A 21,064-nucleotide genomic window follows, 5' to 3' on the forward strand; every position below is an offset into this window, starting at 1 on the left:
TCCTATTTTTTTATACATCATCATAAAATCAATATCCCTTGTTTTGAGCCAATGCACCGCCTGAGGCCTGAATCTCGCTTTGCGGAATCGGCATCCAGTAGTTTTTGTCCTGAAACTTTCTGCCGTCCAGTGCTATGATCCTGACATAATTAATGCTGCCGTCAGCCTTTTTCTCCGGGCGAACGCCGTAAGCAGGAATATTCTCGGTAATGTTGGCAATTTTCCAGCGGCGTACGTCATAAAAGCGGTGTTCTTCAAAAGCAAGTTCCACTCTTCTTTCTCCGCGAATTCTTTCTCTTAAAGCTGCCTGCGTCAGCCCGGTCGGGATATCCGGCATTCCTGCCCGTTTTCTGATCAGGTTTAGCGCCTGATAAATGGTTGCATCCGGCCCCGAAGCTTCGTTTTTAGCTTCGGCATAGTTCAGCAGAATTTCTCCGTAACGAATGTATTTCCAAGGCTGCGTCGCTGTCTGGTTCGCATTTCTGATCGGGTTTTGATCATTGATAAATTTATAGACATAATAACCTGTCTTTGAGGTATTCCAATTTTCATTTCCGTCTTTACTGTCCTGACCGCCCGGCAAAAATGTTTCTAATTTCCGCTCACGATAAGGCGCTCCGTTGTACAAAACGCTCATAGATAAACGCGGATCACGGTTTTTGTATGGATCTTGCGCATTGTAATTCGAAGCCGGGTCGGTGATCTTGGTTCCGTCAAGCATCTCATAGTCGTCCACCAGATTTTGCATAGGCGTGTTACCTGCCCAGCCACCGTAACCGTTTGGCCCGTTAACCAGTTCCAGATTGGTGTGCTCGTTGGTCGGCGAATACAGGCGGATAAAAATATCCTCGCTGGTGTTATTGGTAATGAAAAGCTTGCGATAATCCGGGTATAGCGAATAACTGTTTTGATCCATGATCAGCTTGGCCGCATCCGCTGCTTTCTGCCATTTGGCTGCATCATTCTGGTCGTTATTGTACAATGGGCTTGCAGCATAGAGTAGTAATCTCGCCTTCAAAGCCAATGCGGCCCCCGCTGTGCCACGTCCCGTCACCACCTTCTGACCGGCCATTCCAGCCGCTGCGGCATCCAGCTCACTGGTTGCATAAGCGATACTTTCCTCAATGGTTTTTCTTTTAAACAACTCACTGTAATCACGGTCTTCCAGCGAGTAAACTTTGTCGCCAATGATAGGGACGCCACCAAAGTTACGGATCAGGTCATGATACCGGTATGCACGAATAAAACGAAGTTCAGCTTTCAGAATTCTTTTACCCGACTCACTCATCGGTACCTTGTCCAGATTGGCAAGGCCGTAATTACATTCCCTGATACTTCTGTAACCTCTTGTCCAGAGATTGGAAACCCAACCGGTCCGGTCTGCGGCAAGATTTCCCTGTAACACAAAATACGTATCGTTATCGAAATTACATATGGTCTCATCACTGACGGAGCTCATCCAGGCATCTTCAAATCCACGTCCAAAACCTGGTTTTCCGCCTTCCGAAGACAGCCCCACCCCGATATAACGCCCCACGACATAGGCATCCGCAAGCGCAGAATCTGCCCAGATGGCCTGATCTGAAACGATATTGGTTGGGTTGGTATCCAGAAATTCATTGTCGCAGGCGCTTAACAGCATCGAAAATATTCCTGCAAAAATTAACATTACTATATAATTACTTCTCATTTCGATTTCAGTTTAAAATGACACGTTGACGCCCAGATTGTAAATTTTCTGCTGCGGGTAGAAATATGCATAACCGTCGCTTCCTTCAGGATCGAAATCTTTCACTTTCGTGAAAGTGAGCAGGTTAAATCCGTTTGCGTAAATTCTGATACCGCCCAATCCCAGTTTTGAGATAATTTTTGAAGGAACGGTGTAGGCTATTTCAGCATTTTTCAAACGTAAAAATGCCGTATTCTGTAACCAGAATGTATTTCTATAACTTCCGTTAACGCCCGTACTGGCGCGTGAATCGATGCGCGGTGAAGAGCCATTGGTATTGGTTGGTGTCCAGGCGTCGTCTGCGCGGGACTGCATCACATTGCTAAATTCTCCCGACTCAATCATGACATACTGCGCCACGCGTGCCTGGCCCTGAAACAGAACATTCAGACTAAAATTCTTGTAACCGGCTCCGAGGTTAAACCCATAAGTTACCTGAGGAATGTTGTTGAACTCGGTTCTGATGCGGTCGGCCGGTGTAATTTTTCCGTCTCCGTCTGTATCCTCGTAACGAAGATCGCCCGGGCCTGCGCCCGACACATGCGGATACGCATCCACTTCTGCCTGTGATTTAAACACACCGGTAGACTTGTACATCAGGTCCGAGCCAATCGGCAAACCGGTTGCACGCTGGTAAGTCAAGGTGCCTGGTGCTTCGTCAATAAATATCACTTTGTTTTTGGCAAAAGAAAAATTACCGCCAATTGAATATGTAAAATCTTCCTGTTTCCCGTTGTACTGAACCTGGGTTTCAATCCCCTGATTATGAACCTCTCCTATGTTTTCATTGGGGATTTGTGCGCTGCTGATTCCACTCACCGCCGGAATACTGATATTGCGGCTGGCCAGAATTTTCGTACGGTTTTCTTTAAACACATCGAGATCAACGACAAGTTTTTTGAAGAAAGTCGCGTTTAAGCCCACATTGTATTTTTTGGCAACTTCCCAGGTAATATTGCGGTTAGCCAGCAAAGTGTATTCAATCGTTGGCACATTGGCAGCCGAGTTTCCGGTAGACAAAACAGTGTTTTTGATCTGAAAGTTATCCAGAAACTGATTAGCGGAAACACGGTCATTGCCAAGCTGACCATAAGAAGCCCGCAATTTCAAATCATTAATTGAATTCCCTTTAGGAAACCATGCTTCTTCCGAAAGTCGCCATCCCAGAGAAATACCTGGGAAAAATCCGTAACGTTTGCCGGGAGGAAATACCGATGAACCGTCGTAACGAAGCTGGATTTCGGCAAGATATTTTCCCAGATAGTTATAATTAACCCGTCCGAAAACATTTCGGCGTGAAGTACGGTAGCTGCCGCCGCCATTGCCATAGTCGGCTGGCTGAGCTCCTCCCTGACTTAACTCGGGTAATTGCGTCGTGATAAAGTTATTCCGGGACGCATTGAAATTCTCCTGCGTTTGCTGACTTTGCTCGTAAGCGATAAAAGATGAAAAGGCGTGATCACCAAAATTATGACTGTAATTCAGTTTAATATTTCCTGTAAGCAAGGCCGTATTTGTCTGGCTCTCATAAATCTGCGGCGCTGACGGGCCTCCCTTTACGGAAGTATATTGCTGTGTACTTTTATTATACTGATAAACCGTCCAGTTTGTCTTGAATTCTTTGGTAAAACCAAAACCCTGGTCAGCCGAGAAGAAACCGTCCAGTGAAAGTCCTTCGATCGGTAACTGATAACTGGCGCGCAGAATGCTGTTGAAATAGGTCGTCGGGCTGTAATTTTTTCCTGCCAGAGACGCCATCGCAAGTGGATTTTTCCCCTGTTCTACACCGGCACCCAAACGACCGTCGGGAAATCTGGCCGGCAAAGTCGGGTAAGTCCGGTATAAAAATTCGAAGACGTTGGATGCCCCATAACCCGCGATATAATTACGGTTTTCCCTTCTGCCGGAAAGCTGCACACCAAAAGTCAGCTTGTCGTTTACTTTAACATTGATATTCGAACGGATGCTGTACTGACGGTATTTGCTTACCCCATCCCGGAAAAGTCCATCCTGGTACATCGTCCCGGCAGAAACGAAATAATTGATTTTTTCCGTACCACCTGAAACGGAGAGGTTATGCTGATTTTGCATAGCTACCGGTTTCATCAGTTCCTTCACCCAGTTTGTATTCGGATAACTCACAGGATCAGAACCATTTCTAAATTTTTCAATCTCTTCGGCTGTGTATCGTTGGTTCATGCCACCGGATGGATTTCTGTACGCATCCACCTGATTGATAATACCGGCATAAGTCGCTGCGTCAACGAATTTGGGTAAACGGGTCGGCTGTACAAAACCCTGATTAAAGGAATAGTCAAATTTTGCCTTTCCTGTTACTCCCTTTTTAGTCGTGATCAGGATTACCCCGTTGGCAGCCTGGGCACCATAAATCGCTGCGGAAGCGTCCTTTAAGACAGTCACACTTTCGATGTCATTCGGATTTAACCTTTCCAAACCACCGACGGCATTGGCAATCCCGTCAATAACCACCAACGGGCTGCTGTCGCCGGTTGTACTGCGTCCCCGGATCAGGATGGAAGAACCGTCAGAACCCGGTTCTCCGGATCTGTTGCTGGCGATCAACCCCGGCAAACGTCCTGCAAAGGAGTTGGAAATATTAGGCTGCGGACTTCTCACGATATCCGAGCCCTGAACGGTCGCGACCGATCCGGTAATATTCTTTTTTGACTGCGTTCCATAACCCACCACAACCACTTCTTCCAGCGATTTTGAATCTACTTTCAATGCAATATTGAATATCGATTCATTGCCCACAGGCACTTCCTCCGACAAATAGCCTACAAAAGAAAAGATCAGCACCGAAGGCTCTGAAACCGAATTATTTTCAGGAATTTGCAAAGAAAACTCCCCTTTTTCGTTCGTCACGGTTCCGCGCTGTGAGCCTTTCAAAACCACACTCACACCCGGCAGGCTTTCTCCTTTATCGTCCTTTACAGTCCCGGACAAGTTTATTTCGACAATCTTGGCGCTGCCCTGGATAGTCACCGCCTGATTACTCACAGGAAAATTGCTTTCCAAAGAAACCTTGCGACTGCGTTTTAAAAGAATCTGCCCATCTGTGGCCTGATATTCGATCTGAAGCGGCGTCAGAAGTTTTTCCAGCACGGAGGAAAGTGATTCATTGGTTGCTGAAACCGTCACTTTTGTTTTAATGGGAATGATGCTTCTGCTGTATGCAAACCTGACTTTCGCCTGGTTTTCGATACGGTCCAATGCATGTTCCAGCGAGATGTTCTCCATCTGGATCGTCACATTTTTATTGAGAAGATCCTGCGCGCCGGACTCCCCGGCATAACCAGCCGCCGCAAACAATCCGACCAGGAAGAGTTGTAGTATTGATAACCGCATAATATGGTATGCCGTCTTGCTATTTAGAAAAAAATACATAAGTTTGGATTGGTTAATATGAACAATAAGAAGCCGTTCATCACCGCCAAGTGATGTGCAAAAAGACTTCGTTCAGGATCAGGGGTGCCTCAATCACTCCTGATTTTTTTTGAAGGGGAAATTATTTTTCAGGTTTTGTTATAATCATAGAAGCTTCGGTTAGGTTAAGAGTCAGCATTATCTTTTAAAAACTTGTTTCATGGCTAATAGCTATTGGCGCAACCCTTCCCCTCGATGGTAATGACATCGCCCTGCATCTGATATTTTGCCTCCACAATCTGCATGGTCATTTCCAGAATTTCTGAAAGCCGATTGTTGTCAAAACTTGCTTTTACCAGGCAGTTTTCAAGGTCCGGATTGGCCAGGTTTATTTCTACATCAAATTTTTTCTCTAATCTTCTCATCACCTCACCCAGTTTTTCGTTCTCAAAAGTCAGGGAAACAGGCTGCCATACAGGCAATTTGTCCTGACCCGCCTGAATCTCTGCGGTTATCAGTTGGCGGGATTTTACTTTAAATACCCCCTGCTGATTCGGCAGCAGTGTAATCTGCTTGCCTTCATCCTCTGGCACGGACACAGAAACTTTCCCCGTCACCACCGAAACCTCATACTCCGATGCACCCTGATTGGCCTTCACATTAAAACTCGTACCCAGTACCTTCACCAGAACAGCCTCGCTGTTTACCAGGAACGGACGGGCTGCATCTTTTGTCACTTCAAAAAAGGCCTCCCCTTCCAGACTGACTTCCCGGAGATTTCCTTCAAATCCTTTTTTATTATAACGGATCTTAGACCCCGGATTCAGGGAAACAATGCTGCCATCAGGGAGTGTGTGTGTTTTGACCTGACGGGTTTTATTAAAAACCGAGACGGGCTGCATTCCTGTACTAAAAATAACGCCGTCCTTATTAAGCGCCAGATAAATACCAAAACCTGCAACCACCAATAACATGGCAGCCACCGCAAGCCGGAAAAATATTTGTCTGGACGAAGACCGCGCCAACGGTCTTACAACAGTTTCATTATTTTGCAGGGATTCGATTTTTGTCTCAACTTTTTTCAGATGATGCAGCTGATCAAATTGTTCTTCGGAAACGGTTGCCTCATCACGCTCAGCAAGAGACATATACCACTCGTCGACCAGAAATATTTCTTCCTGACTACATTTTCCTTCCAGATATTTCTTCAAAAGTTCAGGTGAGATATGCTTATTATCCATTGCATTTTGCTGTAAAATAACCGATTAATACAAGTCTGTACTGGTAAGACGCAGCAGCAATTCACAACCCTAGTGACTTTTGAAGAAATTTTATAACAATTACTATCCAAACCTTATTAATTTTGAAAAATGTTGAATGGAGTACGTAAATGAGTAAAGATTACAGCGATAAAAGCGATCAGGAATTGTGGCAACTTGCAAAAGTCGCGGATGACTCCCGTGCATTTGCTGAACTTCACCGGCGTTATTCCTTTAAACTTTACAAACTTGCCGTCCATAAAACCGGGAATGATGATGTATCGGAAGATCTGGTTCAGGATTTGTTTGTTGCCCTCTGGCTCAACAGAGCGAATATTTCCATTGAAAAAGGTTTGAACCTTTATTTGTTTTCTGCACTTAAAAACCGGGTTATCTCCCATTTCCGAAAACAGACCAGCCAGGCCACCGTCTCACTCGACGAGCTGAATATGGAAACTTTGGTCTCGCAGTCTGCGGACCTGGTGCACGAATGGATGCAGGTTCAGGAAGTGCAGGCACTCTACGACCGCGAACTTGAAAACCTTCCTGAAAAAAGCAGGCATGTTTTTGAAATGAGCCGCAGCGGGATTCCCAACAAGGAAATTGCGCGCGAACTGGCGATCACCGAAAAAACAGTCGAATTCCACATCAGCAAATGCCTCCGGATTCTCCGTATCAAGTTCGGTTATGTGGTCAATGTGCTGATCGTGTTTTGCTTCTTACATTTATACCTATCGGTTAATTAAAGTTTGTGACAACCGGGCCTATTTTGACAGCTGTGCTTCTTTGAAAGCTCAATCGTGCAAATCCAGAACGATCCATAACATAATACGGTAAAATTTACACCATTGTAAACCTGTACATCGCGCAAGGCTGTCCCAGGAGCAAAGCATTCTTCACATTAAATTACCGGCAACTGACACGGCAACATAAAATACTGAAAATCAGATTTAAAAATTCATGTTACAGATTATCCTCCGACACAAAGCGTAGGCTAAAAAGTATAAAAAATACGCCAAATAGTTTGACTTACAACTATCAAGTTATTAACTTTAAGTATAACATTTTTCGTAAAAAAGATCCTTAAATCTGGTACGAATTGTTAAAATATCTTCTTCATGGACAGCTCATCAGTCATAAAGAAATCCAGGACCGACCTCGCCATTGAGCTGGGACGAACCATGACAGAATTTCGGAACCAGCTGCGTCAGTCCGTTCAGTTAAAAATCAAAGAGCACGGTATCAACATCACCTTTGAAATGCTCGAAGTGCTCTATTGCCTTTGGCAGAAAGACGGAATTAACCAACAGGAAATTGCCGACCTGACCCTGAAAGACAAATCCAGCATGACCTACATGATTGACAACATGGTCAAACGGGATATGGTGAAAAGGATCGAAGACGAGCTTGACAGAAGGAATAAACTGATTTTCCTGACAGAAGCCGGAACCGCGCTACGCACGCAATTGTATCCCTGGATCGCCGAAGTATATCATCAGGCGACAGAGGACTTCGACAAAAAAAATCTGAAAGACGGCATTGATATGTTTCAGCAAATGATTCTCAGTTTAAGAAAACCCAATTCTTCATCCGACTAGAATAACTTAAAATCCCTACCGACATGAAAACGATTTTGATCCCGGTTGATTTCTCTTTCACTTCCTCTAACGCATTACAGTACATTGCCGATGCTAGCGAAGACCTCGACATTGAGCGCATCATTTTACTAAAAACGCACTACATCTCGGTTTACTCCCATATCATTCCATCCGCCGAATACGGCCAGTCCAATGCCGAACTGATCATGGAGGAAAGGAAGGAAATTGAGGACCATTTACGATCAACCGGGCGGGAACTGTTAAAAAAATGCAAACCTGGTGTTCAGGTGGAAGTGGCTGTCAGCGATCTGCCCATTCTCCGGGCAATTCACGACATGATCAAAGATTATCAGCCCCAGTTGCTGCTCTTAGGCAGTGACGCCGACGGTTACGAAAGTCACATTGGCGAGTACGTTATTGAGATTACACAAATCAGTACCACTCCGGTCCTGATTATCCCTACAACCAGTCGGTATCAAAAACTCGACAGCATTTTAGTCCCCTGCGATTTCGACGCCATTGCCCAGCTTTCTCTGTTACAGAAACTGCACAAAATTAAGTTAATGCTCAATCCCGAACTTACTATTCTGAATGTCGGCCCATTCGATCAGCATTCGGCAAAAGAAGGGTTCCATAAGGCATTATTAAAAGAACAGCTGGGCGACTTTAAATACAAACTGTATTATTCGGAAGAGAAAAATATAGCCAAGGGAATTTTAAATTTCGCAAGACAAAATGAAGAAATTCAGCTGATCATCGCACTGCCCGGAAGGCATAGCTTTTTCTATAAACTCACGCACCGAAGCATTACCGAAGCAATCGCTTTAAACACCCAAATTCCTGTTTTGATATTAAAAGACAATCGGACATAAAACACGACTACCATATCTTATTTGCAAAGCCGGGGATTCAAAATTTTGCCATTCGCATGGGTGAAATGCAGAAGTTTGGATTGCCGGCCTTCATCTTTTACGACCGGACATAGCGACATGAATACTACAAATAAGTTATTGTAGTATTAACTCTATATTAACAATAACATCAACGGATCCTAAAAATTGGATAAAATCTAAGGACGTATTCTTATTTATTCAAAATAAAGCCATTTAGAGCTATTTGAGCAATGATCAATCAATTTTTAGATATACTACGAGGTACATCCCCGAAAAATAGACTTCTACAAGCCATTTTTTATAACTGTTCCAATAATAGTTAATAATTTTCAGATATATAATTTCATAACCAACTAATAATAAGTCAATTATATTTTCATTCGAGATAATATAATTTGGAACCTATCCAGAATTATCCTAATATTGTGTGTAGAATTTATTCATTTATGTATTTAAGTAAGTAATATTAATTCTACAAAGTAAATTAAGGATTTTTCAAAGATTCTTAATTACATCCCCTCCGATACCATTAAAAGAATTCGTTGTTATGCATAATCCGGATTTCAAGAATATAACTCACTCAATTTCTCAACGTTATGATGAACCATTTTTCACAATTAATCCTCAGCCAAGCTAAATCCTGGCTGATTCAAAAAGAAAGACCACTCCATTCCTCTCCTCGCTCATCGTTCCCTATTTGTAGCAAAAGTGCATGCAGAGAATCTGCTATGACGCACGCCGAAAATCTTTTCATTTAAGGATTTCTCAGGTAACAATCTCAAATTTAAGCTTTAACCCTCACTAAAAGAATTCAGATTTTCGGGCCGGTCGGGCCATTGAAAATCATAGTTCATTACTTAAAAAGTTGGTATTTCCAGCCTGGAAGAGTTGCGTACGCAAATTTTTTCCGGCACAGGATAACTATGTGCTTTCATCAAACCTATCCGGTTTGTATTCAGGAATGTTTGTATCAAAACTTTAAGTAACCATAAGTAACTAATTTGTTTTTCCATCCACCAAACCATTTATTATTCACTTAACAATTTGCAATTATGAAGCCACATTTCTTGAAATTACTCATGCTTTGCATGCTCCTGACGGTTGCACTCTACAACTGTAAGGAAAAAGACGAAGATTCGATGCAGCCAGCGAACAATGAATTGTCGGAGCAATTTGACAAACTTCAGCTTGGCGAGGTATCGATTGCGGTAACCCCTGAGGTGACTTACAATCCGGGAAACGTTGAACTGTCCACGCAGACGAAAACATTGAATTCGGATCTTGCGACGATCGCCGGCTCCAAATCCGTACCAAGCAGCGTTTCCAAGGCAGCCAATGAAACTTCGGCATTGCTAACGGCAACGGAGATCAAAACTCTGAACACGCTGACGACCACTAACATCACGGACAAGAACACTGCCGAGTCTGCAAAGATGAAAGCCATTTTGGCGAAGGTTACTGCCGACTCCAAAGTACAGGCCTACCTGCCAAAACTGTCGCTTCCATCTGTAACAGAAGTGAAATCAGGACGAATCGGCAGCACGGGCGAGAGTGCGCTAAGAACCTCAGCCACCACTGCAAAAAGTGACGACGACTGTATTCAGCACGCCAATGACAAGTTCAACAAAACAAAGGAGCGCCTGGACGACAGCAAAGCAAAAGAAACCGGAAAAGTGGCAGATGCTTACAATAAGGATTTGGAGAAAATCGCTAAAAATCTAGCGAAATGTATCGACCAGACTTCCGCTGACCGCTTTGACAAATTGCGCCAGGAAGGAATAAAAACTGCAAATGCAGCTTTGGCAGCTCTGGAAGGTGCGAAACCTTATATCAGCACGGCGCAGTATGAAGTTACAAAGGCGCTTATTAACATCCAGTTGCTAGATTACCTCAACAAGGTTAATCAGCTGGAATCTGCCAAAATTGCTACCTGTAACGAAATTGCTGACATTGCAAAAGCTGCCGCAGCAGGCGTGAGAGACTCAAATTTGGCTGCCATCGAAAATGCATACAACACTGCACTTACAAAAGCACAACAACTGAGAGACGAAATGATCGCAAACTGCCACAATCAGGGCGGCGGAAACTAGTCGTAATTTCCCAGAAGTGTTTAAACAAAAGAGAGCGGTAATTCCGCCCTCTTTTGTTTGTCAGCAAAAAACAAAACCATTAGCCTTTGACTTTTAGCCGGTCTATCATCTTAATAGCCCTGTCAATTCTGGTTTGAACGACATTGGAAGAAGCGACATAATGAATAATGCCACGCTGATGACTCGGAACAAGCTGATGAAAAAGCTCGTTACCCTCCTCATCAATTGCCAGCAACTCCGTCAGCTCTTCCGGCATGTCCCGGCCATAAGTGCTCTCATCTTTCCAAACCTTCACCTGGATTTTGTCGCCAAGCCTGATTTTTGCCTTCGTCCGCAATGTCGTTGCCACATTGATATAAAAAGCACCATCGCCTTTGGGTCTTATGGCACATTGAAATTCAGTATTTTCGTTAAGCAAACAAACCATACGAACGGGTTTCCTGCCCTCTACAAATTGCTCCGCAACATCATCCGGAACAATGATGTAATAATATCCTCCCTTATCCGGAAATCTTTCCAGCAATGATTCAAATTGAACGTATTCTGCCAACTTTTTTCAGTTTTTATTAAAAGCTTCACTATTGACTTCGGCAATCGGCCGTCGGCAATCGCCACCAGCGTCACTCCGATATCCGAAAGCCGACTGCCGATAGCTTACTCCGTCAACGGCTTCACCTGAATATCCTTAAAAAGCACCACACTCTTAGGATCGTGCGCCTGCAAAGCAAACGTACCACTGCTCAGAATCCGGTTTTTCTCACCTGCCGATCTTTTATCGGTGTCGGTTTCCTCGTAGTCTACAACCGTTTTGTCATTAATCTTAATCGTAATGTGTTTGCCTTCAACCCGGATGTACTCGGTATACCATTCGTTGTCTTTCACATAAGTTTCTTTCACATCCTGAATATTATACAAACTCCCCGTTCTCTTCCAGTCGGTATGCGAGTTATTGACCTGAATTTCGTAACCCTTCGATGGCCAGCCACCTTCCTGATAGTCGGTGTGAATATAAATTCCTGAATTGGCACCCGGCTTTGTCATCACCTGGGCCCTGAATTCGAAGTTTTTAAACATATGGTTTTTGATCGGGCCCTCATAAAACAAATGCGCTCTCGGACCAGCAACCTGAATAGCCCCGTCCACAATGGAAAATGAACCGGCATTCTCTCCCACTTTCCAGCCATTTAAAGATTTCCCATCAAAAATGGAAATCCATCCGTCCTGTTTTGTGCCCGATACAAAACTACCCAAAACAGCCACAAGCAGAAGCGCGGCAAATAAGTTTATCGTCTTTTTCATAAGATTGGTCAAAATGGAAGAAAAATTTTGATAGGTTTTGTTTAGTCAAAAAGCCGCGCAATGAATAAAAACTACTGTAAGCCAGATCAAAATCTATTCAGAAAAAGTTAAAATCAGAACCAAACAATCACCTTATATTTGCCTGACAAACGATCATTCTAATGCGTAACCCCTATCTTTCTTTATTGGCCACAGCCTGGCGTTATGCCCGTCAGCAGAAAAAACGCTATTTACTAATCTACGGATTATTCGTGATGGCCAACGTAGTTTTGGCTTTACATCCGCTTTTATATGGCTGGTTTGTCGAGTCGATTCAGAAAGATAGTGACGCTGTACTAAAAAATGTCTGGTGGTATGCCGGTGCATACATTGGACTGACTTTACTGGAATGGGCTTTCCACGGACCTGCACGGGTTATGGAACGAAAACTTGCCTTTGATCTGAGCAGAAATTTCCTGGACGAGCTTTACCATCAATCGCTGCACCTCCCCATCCGCTGGCATCAGGACCATCACAGCGGGGCGACCATCAACCGGATAAGAAAAGCTTACGAAGCACTAAAAGATTTCTTTCAAAACGGCTTTATGTTTCTTCATGCATTTTCGAAATTCATTTTTTCGTTCGTCGCCATTGTTTACTTCTCTCCATTATTCGGCAGCATCGGGGTGTTGATCGGGATTTTGACGGTGTGGGTAATTTTCAAATTCGACGTCCCCTTTATCAAAGCCCTTGACGAAACGAACGAAAAAGAACACGTTGTTTCATCCACGCTCTTCGACAGCCTTTCCAATATCATTACAGTGATCACGCTGCGTCTTGAAAAAAGGATGCAGATCAGTTTGTCAAATAAAGTAGGCGATGTTTTCCCGCCTTTCAAAAAACAAGTTGTGATCAATGAATGGAAATGGTTTGTTGCCAGTCTTTTCATCGGCCTCATTTACGTGGTGGTCACCATCGGTTTTATTTATCAAAACTACACCCCCGGAAGTGTGTTTCTGGTTGGCGGCCTTGTGACACTGCTCGGTTATGTCAATCAGTTTACCAGTGTGTTTCAGGATGTCGCCTGGCAGTATACCGAGATTATCCGGTACGACACAGAAGTAAAAACTGCCAGAATGATCGGCGAGGCGTATCATGACCAGCACCGGGCAGAAACAAACCATCCGCTTCCCGAAAACTGGAAGGAGATTCGGATCAACAACCTTAGCTTCTCTCATGCTGAAACTTATGAGTCCAACAAAAAGGCGCATAGCTTACATGCACTCAATATTAAAATCCGCCGTGGTCAGCGAATTGCTTTTATCGGTGAAAGCGGAAGTGGAAAAAGTACGCTGCTTGCCCTGTTGCGCGGACTTTATAATGCTGAAAAAGATGTCAGACTAAGCGTTGATAATGCAGAAAACCTGCCACTGGAAGTGATTGCCGATACCGTCACACTTTTTCCTCAGGACCCCGAAATTTTTGAAAATACGATCGAATACAATATTACACTGGGACTTCCTTTCGACGCCAGTGAAATTCAGAACGTCTGTGACACGGCGCAATTCAGCAGCGTTATTGAAAAACTACCAAACGGACTGCAATCCAATATTCAGGAAAAAGGTGTCAACCTATCCGGTGGGCAAAAACAAAGACTGGCGCTCGCACGCGGCGTGCTTGCTGCAAGAAGCAGTGATATTATTTTACTCGACGAGCCGACCAGCAGCGTCGATCCAAGAACCGAAGCGCTTATCTACGATCACATGTTTGCCGAATTCAGCGACAAAGCCGTACTTTCTGCCCTTCACCGGCTCCATCTATTACCGAAATTTGATTACATCTACATTTTAAAAGATGGCCATCTGATCGACGAAGGCACCTTTGACCAACTCAACAAACAAAGCACCATTTTCCGCGACCTGATGGGGAAAGGAGATGAGGTGGTTAATGATTAATGGTAATAGACGATGGACAATTGACGATGGACGATAGACAATGGTCAGTGGACAATGGACGATGGTCAATAGACAATGGACGATAGACAATCGTCAATCGTCAACAACCACCCCAACAATACCCAAAACGTAGAATATTACCTCAATAATGTAACCACACCTTTATAATCAAACAACTCACCGCTTTTAAACTCGACCTTTATTTTATAAGGATAAACGCCGCCTACCATAACTTGCCCGTGATAGTTGCCGTCCCAGCCGCTGCCAGGATCTGACGCGGCGAAATTTGCTTTCATAAAGATCACCTCTCCCCAGCGATCGTAAATTACCATTTCCCGGACTTGCTTTACACAGGTGTTACCGTACACAAAAAAGATATCGTTGTCGCGATCGTTATTAGGCGAAAATGCCTCTGGCGCATAAATGGCACAGGGTCGTACGGCAATGTTAACCTTTTTACTACGTTTACAAACCTCGTTCAGCGCCGTAACCTGCAAGGTATATTGCGTCGACACCGGCGGCTTTGCCCATGTTTCAGGACAAGTTGAACAGGCTAATCCGGTGGGTGGCTGCCAGATGTAGGTATAACTGCCCGGCGGCTCCACCGCACTGATCAACTGAACACTATCACCTGCAACGATATACGTATCAGAAATATCAGCCAGATCAAGCTGATCGACTTTCAGGTCCGTGGTCACCACACTATCACACCCGGCAACGGTTTTTATCGTTCGAACATACAAGCCAGCCGTACGATAAAGTGTGTCACCCACGGCAACGCTGTCCCCCTCACAAATCGTCAGATTCTGTGCGTATTTTATCCTCGGATTCACCGTCAGATTCAAATGAACGGTGCTATCACATACGTTTCCACGGTTAATCTTTCGTGTAAATTTGCCGGTTGTCCGGTAAATAGTGTCGCCTATGACAATACTTTCTCCTTCACAAAAGGAAGTGTTAATCGTCGTATCCGTTTGCCTGAATTCTATTTTATAATCCAGCTGAAGTGCGCAGGACTCATCAAGGCTGGCAAGCGGAACCACTTTAACATGATAAATATCCCCAAGATTAGCCTGCACTTTAACCTGTTGTGTTGTCGCTCCGTTATTCCAAGTATACTTTCCGAAACCCGAAGGCGCAATTAAAGTCATAAAACCATTTTCATCAGGACAGTTAGACGCCTGTTTAACCTCCGATTTTAAGCACTGCGCATCAAAATAAGCATAACCTATATGACGTCTTTTTGTACACCCATGTGCTGTAACCTCAACCGTTATCGTTTCACCGATATGATCTCGAAGATCCATAGCACCGGTCGTCCAGTTTCTAAACTGGAAATCTCCCTGGCTTTTAAAACCATCCACCGTGTTCGTCGCTTCCAGCTGAATGTCGTAATTGCTGCAGGCAATCGCGTTACCCTTTGCATCATATATTTTCACATTGAAACCCGGCTTCTGATAAGGTTCGTGATCATTGGTGGGATTTTCCAAAAGAATGGCAAACTTGTATTGAAATAAGGTATTATCCGGCCCAACCACAAAACTGGTCTTCGCCCGATCAAAACGTCCTCCCTGACTTACATTACCCAGTCTCAGCGAATAATTACTGCCCGGCGCAACCATCGGTATAGCCTCAGACGTAATTTTTGGATCGTTGCCATCACTAAGCTTTGTAACCAAGTGTCCATTTGCGTATATACCAGTGGTTTCATTGCTGTAAACCACTGTGGATCCGACATTTTCCACTGTTCCGTTGCTGAGTATCCAGCCATTGGCGGTACCCTCTTCAAAACCAATGTTGCCACAATCCACTTTTTGTCCGTAACCTACCACAGAAGCAAAAAAAACGAACACAACCAATAATAGAATTTTTCCCATAATTGTACCCAATGATCAATGCGCGGAAGATGCTTTAAAATAGTGATTACGTCAAAACATACCTGTCCGTTGCAGATCCGTTTCTTCATAGTCGTTTTTGTCTGGCACGAATTTTATACCTGTAGTGGAGATTTCACGATTAGATGAGTTTTTTTGTAAAACTCCAACTATTTTGAATGTCATAGAAAGTCGACGGGTAACAAAATTTAGTTTACAAGTTCACTACGAAAAATGTTTAGTACAGAAAATAAACGGAATACTTCAATAGAGATGAAGAAATTATGAAATTTGTATTATTATTGAAATATTCCAAGCAATATTCTGTTTTTTCTGCCGTTTTTTGCATTAAATTTGCTTTACCCTTAGATACACAATATTCCTGAATTAAGTAATTGCACGAATTGCGACGTGGCCGCGGTGTGGCTTTTTCAGGACACTTTTATTATATATGCTCAACTGGTTATTCGATAAGAAGAAAAAAGAAGTAAATCTGGAACGAATTGGAATGGACATCCATTCTCATTTAATTCCAGGCATCGACGATGGTGTAGAAACCGTTGAAGAAGCTGTGGCGATGGTACAAAAGATGCAGGAACTTGGTTATTCGCGCATTTACACCACGCCTCACGTCATGTGGGACTGTTACAGAAATTCTCCTGAAATTATATTATCCGGTCTTGAAGATGTCAGACTGGCCTGTAAGCAGGCAGGGCTTACAATTGAGGTAAATGCCGCCGCCGAGTATTTTATCGACGAGCATTTTATGGACATCCTGAATACCGGAAAACAATTTTTAACTTTACCGGGAAACCGGCTTTTGGTTGAGCTCCCCTACTCGACCCCTTTGATGAATACCTCGGAGACCCTTTTTAAAATTATTGAAAAAGGTTACCAACCAGTTTTGGCCCATCCGGAACGCTACACATACTTCTATTCTGATCCATCTGTTTATAAAAAATATTGCGATCAGGGTTGCGAATTACAAGTCAACATATTATCCCTGGGCGGTTACTACGGCGAGAATGTGCATAAAATGGCAGAATGGCTTTTGAAAAATGAGCTTATCACTTTTCTGGGAACAGACGCCCACCGCATGCAGCATCTGGACCTTATATCCAAAGGCGATAAAGCATCGTGGCTAACGAAGTACCCATTTCAAAACGAAAAACTTCTAAGTCAGCCAGTTGCGTAATTAGAACTTATTCTACATTGCCATTAGAAATATTTGATGCAACTTAGTAGTATTGAAAATAAGTTTATATAACTTTGCCATGATTATTAGATTTTACACATACTAAAACATCTGAAACCGACAAATTATACCTCTTTTATCATTATTGCGTCTTGCTTGTTTAATTATATAAATATCAGCCAGTTAATAATTAACAAACAACCAATCTAATCTCAACTTATGAAGAATATGAATTCCAATTTAACCCGGTACAGCGTTTTAATATTACTACTTTACATAGCCGTATGGGGTGGAACCTCATCCTGCGTATCACCTAAGTCAATTGTATATTTCCAAGGGGATACGTTAAGACATTCTTCACAGGACGTAGTGCAGAATTATATACCAACAATTCAAAGCAATGACCTGCTTTCAATCGTTGTCGGAAGTTTAAACTCAGAAGCGAACGAAATGTTTAATACAGCTAATACGGCTATGACTGCAAGTACGAATTACTCTGCCAATAGCAGTGGTGCTAGATTACAGCCACTTGGCTACTTGGTAAATTTGGATGGCTTTATTGAAATACCAATGATTGGTAAAGTGAAGATCAAAGGCTTAACAACCACAGCGGCAGCTGATACAATCCGTTATAAACTTCTAAATTTTTTGAAAGAGCCTTCTGTGATGGTCCGAAACTTAAATTTTAAAGTGTCAGTACTTGGCGAAGTAAAGTTACCTGCAGTATATGTCATTCCCGATGAGAAAATCACACTACCGGAAGTTCTGAGCCTTGCCGGCGATTTAACAATATATGGAAATAGAAGTAATGTAATGATTATTAGAGAGGAAAACGGGAAACGGGAGTATGCTCGAATTGACCTTACGTCCAGAGACATTTTTAACTCCCCCTATTATTATTTGCATAAAAATGACGTAGTCTACGTAGAACCGGTTAAATCAAAAATGCTAGATACAGATAGCCGTGTCAGGACAGTTCCACTGATTGCTACCATTGTCGGGGGCATCAGCACCTTGGGGATCCTGATTCTTAACATCACGAAATAATATCAATTATTACAGACCGAAATCTCAACAGAATGTCACAAGATTTTTTAGAAGACGAGGAACAGGAATTTAATTTACAAGATTATATCCGTCGCTATTTACGATACTGGTATTTGTTCCCAATTTTTGTCGCATTGACACTAACTGCTGCTTTTTTTTATCTGCAGATCACACAACCTGTGTACAGCGCAAAAACCAGTATTTTAATTAAGGATGAAAAAAAAGGTCTTGGAGGATCTCAGGGAGATATCTTATCAGAACTAAGCAACCAGTTTGGTGGAAATAAGCTCGTTGAAAATGAGTTGGAAATACTCAAGTCCCAAACATTGATGGAGCAGGTGATTAAAGAGTTAAGTTTGGATGTTTCCTATACTACCAAAGATGGCCTTAGTACTGTAAACCTTTATCAGGAGAGCCCCGTAATCGTTCGACCTGAAATTATCACAGAACAGGGACTTGAGGAGCCGCTTGTTATTCATATGGCAGACAGCCTGCATTTTACCTTCAACAACGAGGATAAGCTGCATACTTTCGGTCAGCGATTTAATAATGCCTGGGGAGCGTTTATAGTCAACAAAGGCAAAAATACCGAATACGCAGATATAAAAGTATCTTTTGGTGATGTTAAGAATCTTGCCGAAAAGATGTTGGCCCGCCTCAAGGTACAACAACCCAATATTAAAAGTACAGTTATTGAGCTTACATATGAAGACGTTTCTGTCCAAAGGGGAAAAGATGTTCTTAACAAATTACTTGATGTTTATGTTCAATCCTCATTAAGTGATAAAAATAGTGAAGCGAGCAATACATTGAAGTTTATTGAAACTCGTCTGGGCTTGATTACGGGTGAGCTGGGTGATGTAGAAAAAGACGTGGAATCATATAAAACAACAAAAGGCATTACAGACATTAGTGCCGAATCTCAACTTTTCCTGGAAAACATCAAAGAGAATGATGCCAAATTAAATGAGGTAAACACACAGATTAGTATCCTTGAAAGTGTCGACACTTACATAAAAAATGCCGGCGATGGCGCTGTTGCACCGGCCACTTACATGATCAACGATCCAGTACTAGTCTCCCTACTTACGAAATTCAACGAACTCGAATTGCAACGCGAACGATATGCGAGAACCACCACTGCCAACAACCCCCTACTACAAACTATTAATACCCAACTAGATGGCACACGTCAGGCGATTCGAGAAAATGTCCAAAACCTGAGGCGCGGTATGGATGTTACCAAACAAAATTTACAGGGAATAAACACTCGTTTCTCAGCCGGATTGAGAAGTATCCCACAAAAAGAGAGAGAATTTGTGGGGATTAAACGCCAACAAAGTATCAAGGAAGGCTTATACCTCTATCTTTTACAAAAGAGAGAAGAAACTGCATTAATGTATGCTTCTACTGTAACTGACAGTCGTTTGATTGACGCCCCTATTTCGACTTACAAACCCATTAAACCAAAAAGATCCCTCATCTGGGCTGGAGCTGGAGCGGCCGGATTTGCAATTCCATTACTTTTAATTAATCTGATATTTTTATTAAATAATACAGTACAAAACAGAGAAGAAATAGAAAAAACCACACATGCTTCTATTCTAGGAGAAATTGGACACATGAAAACTGCCAAAGGCGAACCAGGTGAAGATGCCATTATTAAAATGACCAGCCGCAGCGCAGTGGCGGAACAGTTTAGAGCTCTCCGTACAAACCTCCAGTATCTAGGCGATGGCAGTTGTCGTGTCCTAATGTTCACCTCTTCTATTGGAGGTGAGGGGAAGAGTTTTGTTAGTATTAACTTGGCAGCAAGCTTAGCTTACTCCGACAAACGTGTATTGCTTATCGGTTTAGACTTGCGCAAACCGACTTTACATGATCGTTTGCAGGTCCCTAATCAGTATGGAGCGTCCAACTGCCTGATTGGTCAGGGAAAGCCTTCTGATTTTATTCAGTCCACGATTGTCCATCCTAAATTCGATGTATTAACAAGTGGACCAATCCCTCCCAACCCCTCTGAACTACTAAGTAATGGCCGTTTACCATTATTACTTGCAGAACTCCGTAAGGAATATGATTACATACTAATTGACTCTCCCCCATATGGACTGGTGACAGATTCATCCCTAATTGCTGAGCATGTCGATGCCACTTTGTATCTGGTTCGCTTCAATTATACATTAATAGATCACCTAAAACGTATCGGTGAATTACAGCGAGCAAAACGCTTCTCCAATCTTTCCGTAATATTCAACGGTGTAAATTATGGAGCTGGGTACGGATATGGGTATGGGTATGGCGGGTATGGATACGGATACTACGGTGACGATAAGGAAACCAAAGTACAGAGTGTAGGTTATCGACTGAAAAAATTAGTTGGGAAAGTGTAACAAAGATTTTACCGGGTAAATCAGCAATAAACTGTTGATTTACCTGGTAAGTTGAAATACAACAACTCCTCGTCAAACTCAATAGACAAAAAATATCATTTTGGTACAATTATTATATTAACATTAAAATACAATTAAAAAAAACTTGTAAAATTTCAATGATCACTTAATTGAATTTAAAATGACAGAGTATTTATTGAATAAAAGCAAGAAAGATAAAATATATTTTGAATATAGTAAAAATAGTATTATTTTCAGTAGTCCTTTGAGAGATTCGTACTGTATAAATATTTTCGGATGACCATAAATGGGACTGATCCGAACAAATTCTTGAAGTGACTATTTTACTCAACGTTATATATGAAA

14 protein-coding genes are annotated in these 21,064 nt (G+C 42.7%); 8 read left to right on the forward strand and 6 right to left on the reverse strand.

Features of this window, described 5'->3' with window-relative positions:
* Positions 1-28: 28 nt before the first annotated feature.
* From M1L62_RS06835 to M1L62_RS06845, 3 genes are all read right to left on the reverse strand, one after another.
* Entirely contained in the window at positions 29-1,690 is a 1,662-nt protein-coding gene (locus M1L62_RS06835) for a RagB/SusD family nutrient uptake outer membrane protein (protein ID WP_254412283.1), read from the reverse strand.
* A gap of 12 nt (positions 1,691-1,702) precedes the next feature.
* Positions 1,703-5,137, reverse strand: coding sequence for a TonB-dependent receptor (locus tag M1L62_RS06840; protein ID WP_254412284.1), 3,435 nt, complete (start codon positions 5,135-5,137; stop codon positions 1,703-1,705).
* Positions 5,138-5,340: 203 nt separating this feature from the next.
* Entirely contained in the window at positions 5,341-6,357 is a 1,017-nt protein-coding gene (locus M1L62_RS06845) for a FecR family protein (protein ID WP_254412285.1), read from the reverse strand.
* 149 nt (positions 6,358-6,506) lie between these two features.
* On the opposite strand from M1L62_RS06845, the gene M1L62_RS06850 reads away from it, so the two are divergent.
* The 4 genes from M1L62_RS06850 to M1L62_RS06865 all read left to right on the forward strand — a co-directional run bounded on the left by M1L62_RS06850 (position 6,507) and on the right by M1L62_RS06865 (position 10,956).
* Positions 6,507-7,121 carry a sigma-70 family RNA polymerase sigma factor gene (locus M1L62_RS06850; RefSeq protein WP_254412286.1) on the forward strand — a complete coding sequence of 205 codons (615 nt, stop codon included), beginning with the start codon at positions 6,507-6,509 and terminating at the stop codon, positions 7,119-7,121.
* A gap of 372 nt (positions 7,122-7,493) precedes the next feature.
* Complete coding sequence (locus tag M1L62_RS06855) at positions 7,494-7,973, forward strand: MarR family winged helix-turn-helix transcriptional regulator (RefSeq protein WP_254412287.1); 480 nt, start codon at positions 7,494-7,496, stop codon at positions 7,971-7,973.
* A gap of 23 nt (positions 7,974-7,996) precedes the next feature.
* Positions 7,997-8,845, forward strand: coding sequence for a universal stress protein (locus tag M1L62_RS06860; RefSeq protein WP_254412288.1), 849 nt, complete (start codon positions 7,997-7,999; stop codon positions 8,843-8,845).
* A gap of 1,073 nt (positions 8,846-9,918) precedes the next feature.
* On the forward strand, positions 9,919-10,956 hold the full coding sequence (locus tag M1L62_RS06865) for a hypothetical protein (RefSeq protein ID WP_254412289.1): 1,038 nt from the start codon (positions 9,919-9,921) through the stop codon (positions 10,954-10,956).
* Between the two features lie 79 nt (positions 10,957-11,035).
* Here M1L62_RS06865 and M1L62_RS06870 read toward each other — a convergent pair whose 3' ends face one another.
* On the reverse strand, positions 11,036-11,506 hold the full coding sequence (locus tag M1L62_RS06870; protein WP_254412290.1) for a YdeI/OmpD-associated family protein: 471 nt from the start codon (positions 11,504-11,506) through the stop codon (positions 11,036-11,038).
* Positions 11,507-11,610: 104 nt separating this feature from the next.
* Entirely contained in the window at positions 11,611-12,255 is a 645-nt protein-coding gene (locus M1L62_RS06875) for a 3-keto-disaccharide hydrolase (RefSeq protein WP_254412291.1), read from the reverse strand.
* Positions 12,256-12,416: 161 nt separating this feature from the next.
* Between M1L62_RS06875 and M1L62_RS06880 the strand changes: the two genes are divergently transcribed.
* Positions 12,417-14,189 (forward strand): ABC transporter ATP-binding protein, encoded by a 1,773-nt coding sequence (locus M1L62_RS06880; RefSeq protein ID WP_254412292.1) that lies wholly within the window; start codon positions 12,417-12,419, stop codon positions 14,187-14,189.
* A gap of 137 nt (positions 14,190-14,326) precedes the next feature.
* Here M1L62_RS06880 and M1L62_RS06885 read toward each other — a convergent pair whose 3' ends face one another.
* On the reverse strand, positions 14,327-16,066 hold the full coding sequence (locus tag M1L62_RS06885) for a T9SS type B sorting domain-containing protein (RefSeq protein ID WP_254412293.1): 1,740 nt from the start codon (positions 16,064-16,066) through the stop codon (positions 14,327-14,329).
* Positions 16,067-16,514: 448 nt separating this feature from the next.
* On the opposite strand from M1L62_RS06885, the gene M1L62_RS06890 reads away from it, so the two are divergent.
* The 3 genes from M1L62_RS06890 to M1L62_RS06900 all read left to right on the forward strand — a co-directional run bounded on the left by M1L62_RS06890 (position 16,515) and on the right by M1L62_RS06900 (position 20,698).
* Positions 16,515-17,258, forward strand: a complete 744-nt coding sequence (locus tag M1L62_RS06890) for a tyrosine-protein phosphatase (RefSeq protein WP_254412294.1) — start codon at positions 16,515-16,517, stop codon at positions 17,256-17,258.
* A 228-nt stretch (positions 17,259-17,486) separates the two neighbouring features.
* Positions 17,487-18,305: a polysaccharide biosynthesis/export family protein gene (locus M1L62_RS06895; protein WP_254412295.1), complete on the forward strand. Its 819-nt coding sequence runs from the start codon at positions 17,487-17,489 to the stop codon at positions 18,303-18,305.
* 32 nt (positions 18,306-18,337) lie between these two features.
* Positions 18,338-20,698 carry a GumC family protein gene (locus M1L62_RS06900; RefSeq protein WP_254412296.1) on the forward strand — a complete coding sequence of 787 codons (2,361 nt, stop codon included), beginning with the start codon at positions 18,338-18,340 and terminating at the stop codon, positions 20,696-20,698.
* Positions 20,699-21,064: the final 366 nt, after the last annotated feature.

It is taken from the genome of Dyadobacter diqingensis, from assembly GCF_024220585.1.
In the GTDB taxonomy this organism is placed as follows: Bacteria; Bacteroidota; Bacteroidia; order Cytophagales; family Spirosomataceae; genus Dyadobacter; species Dyadobacter diqingensis.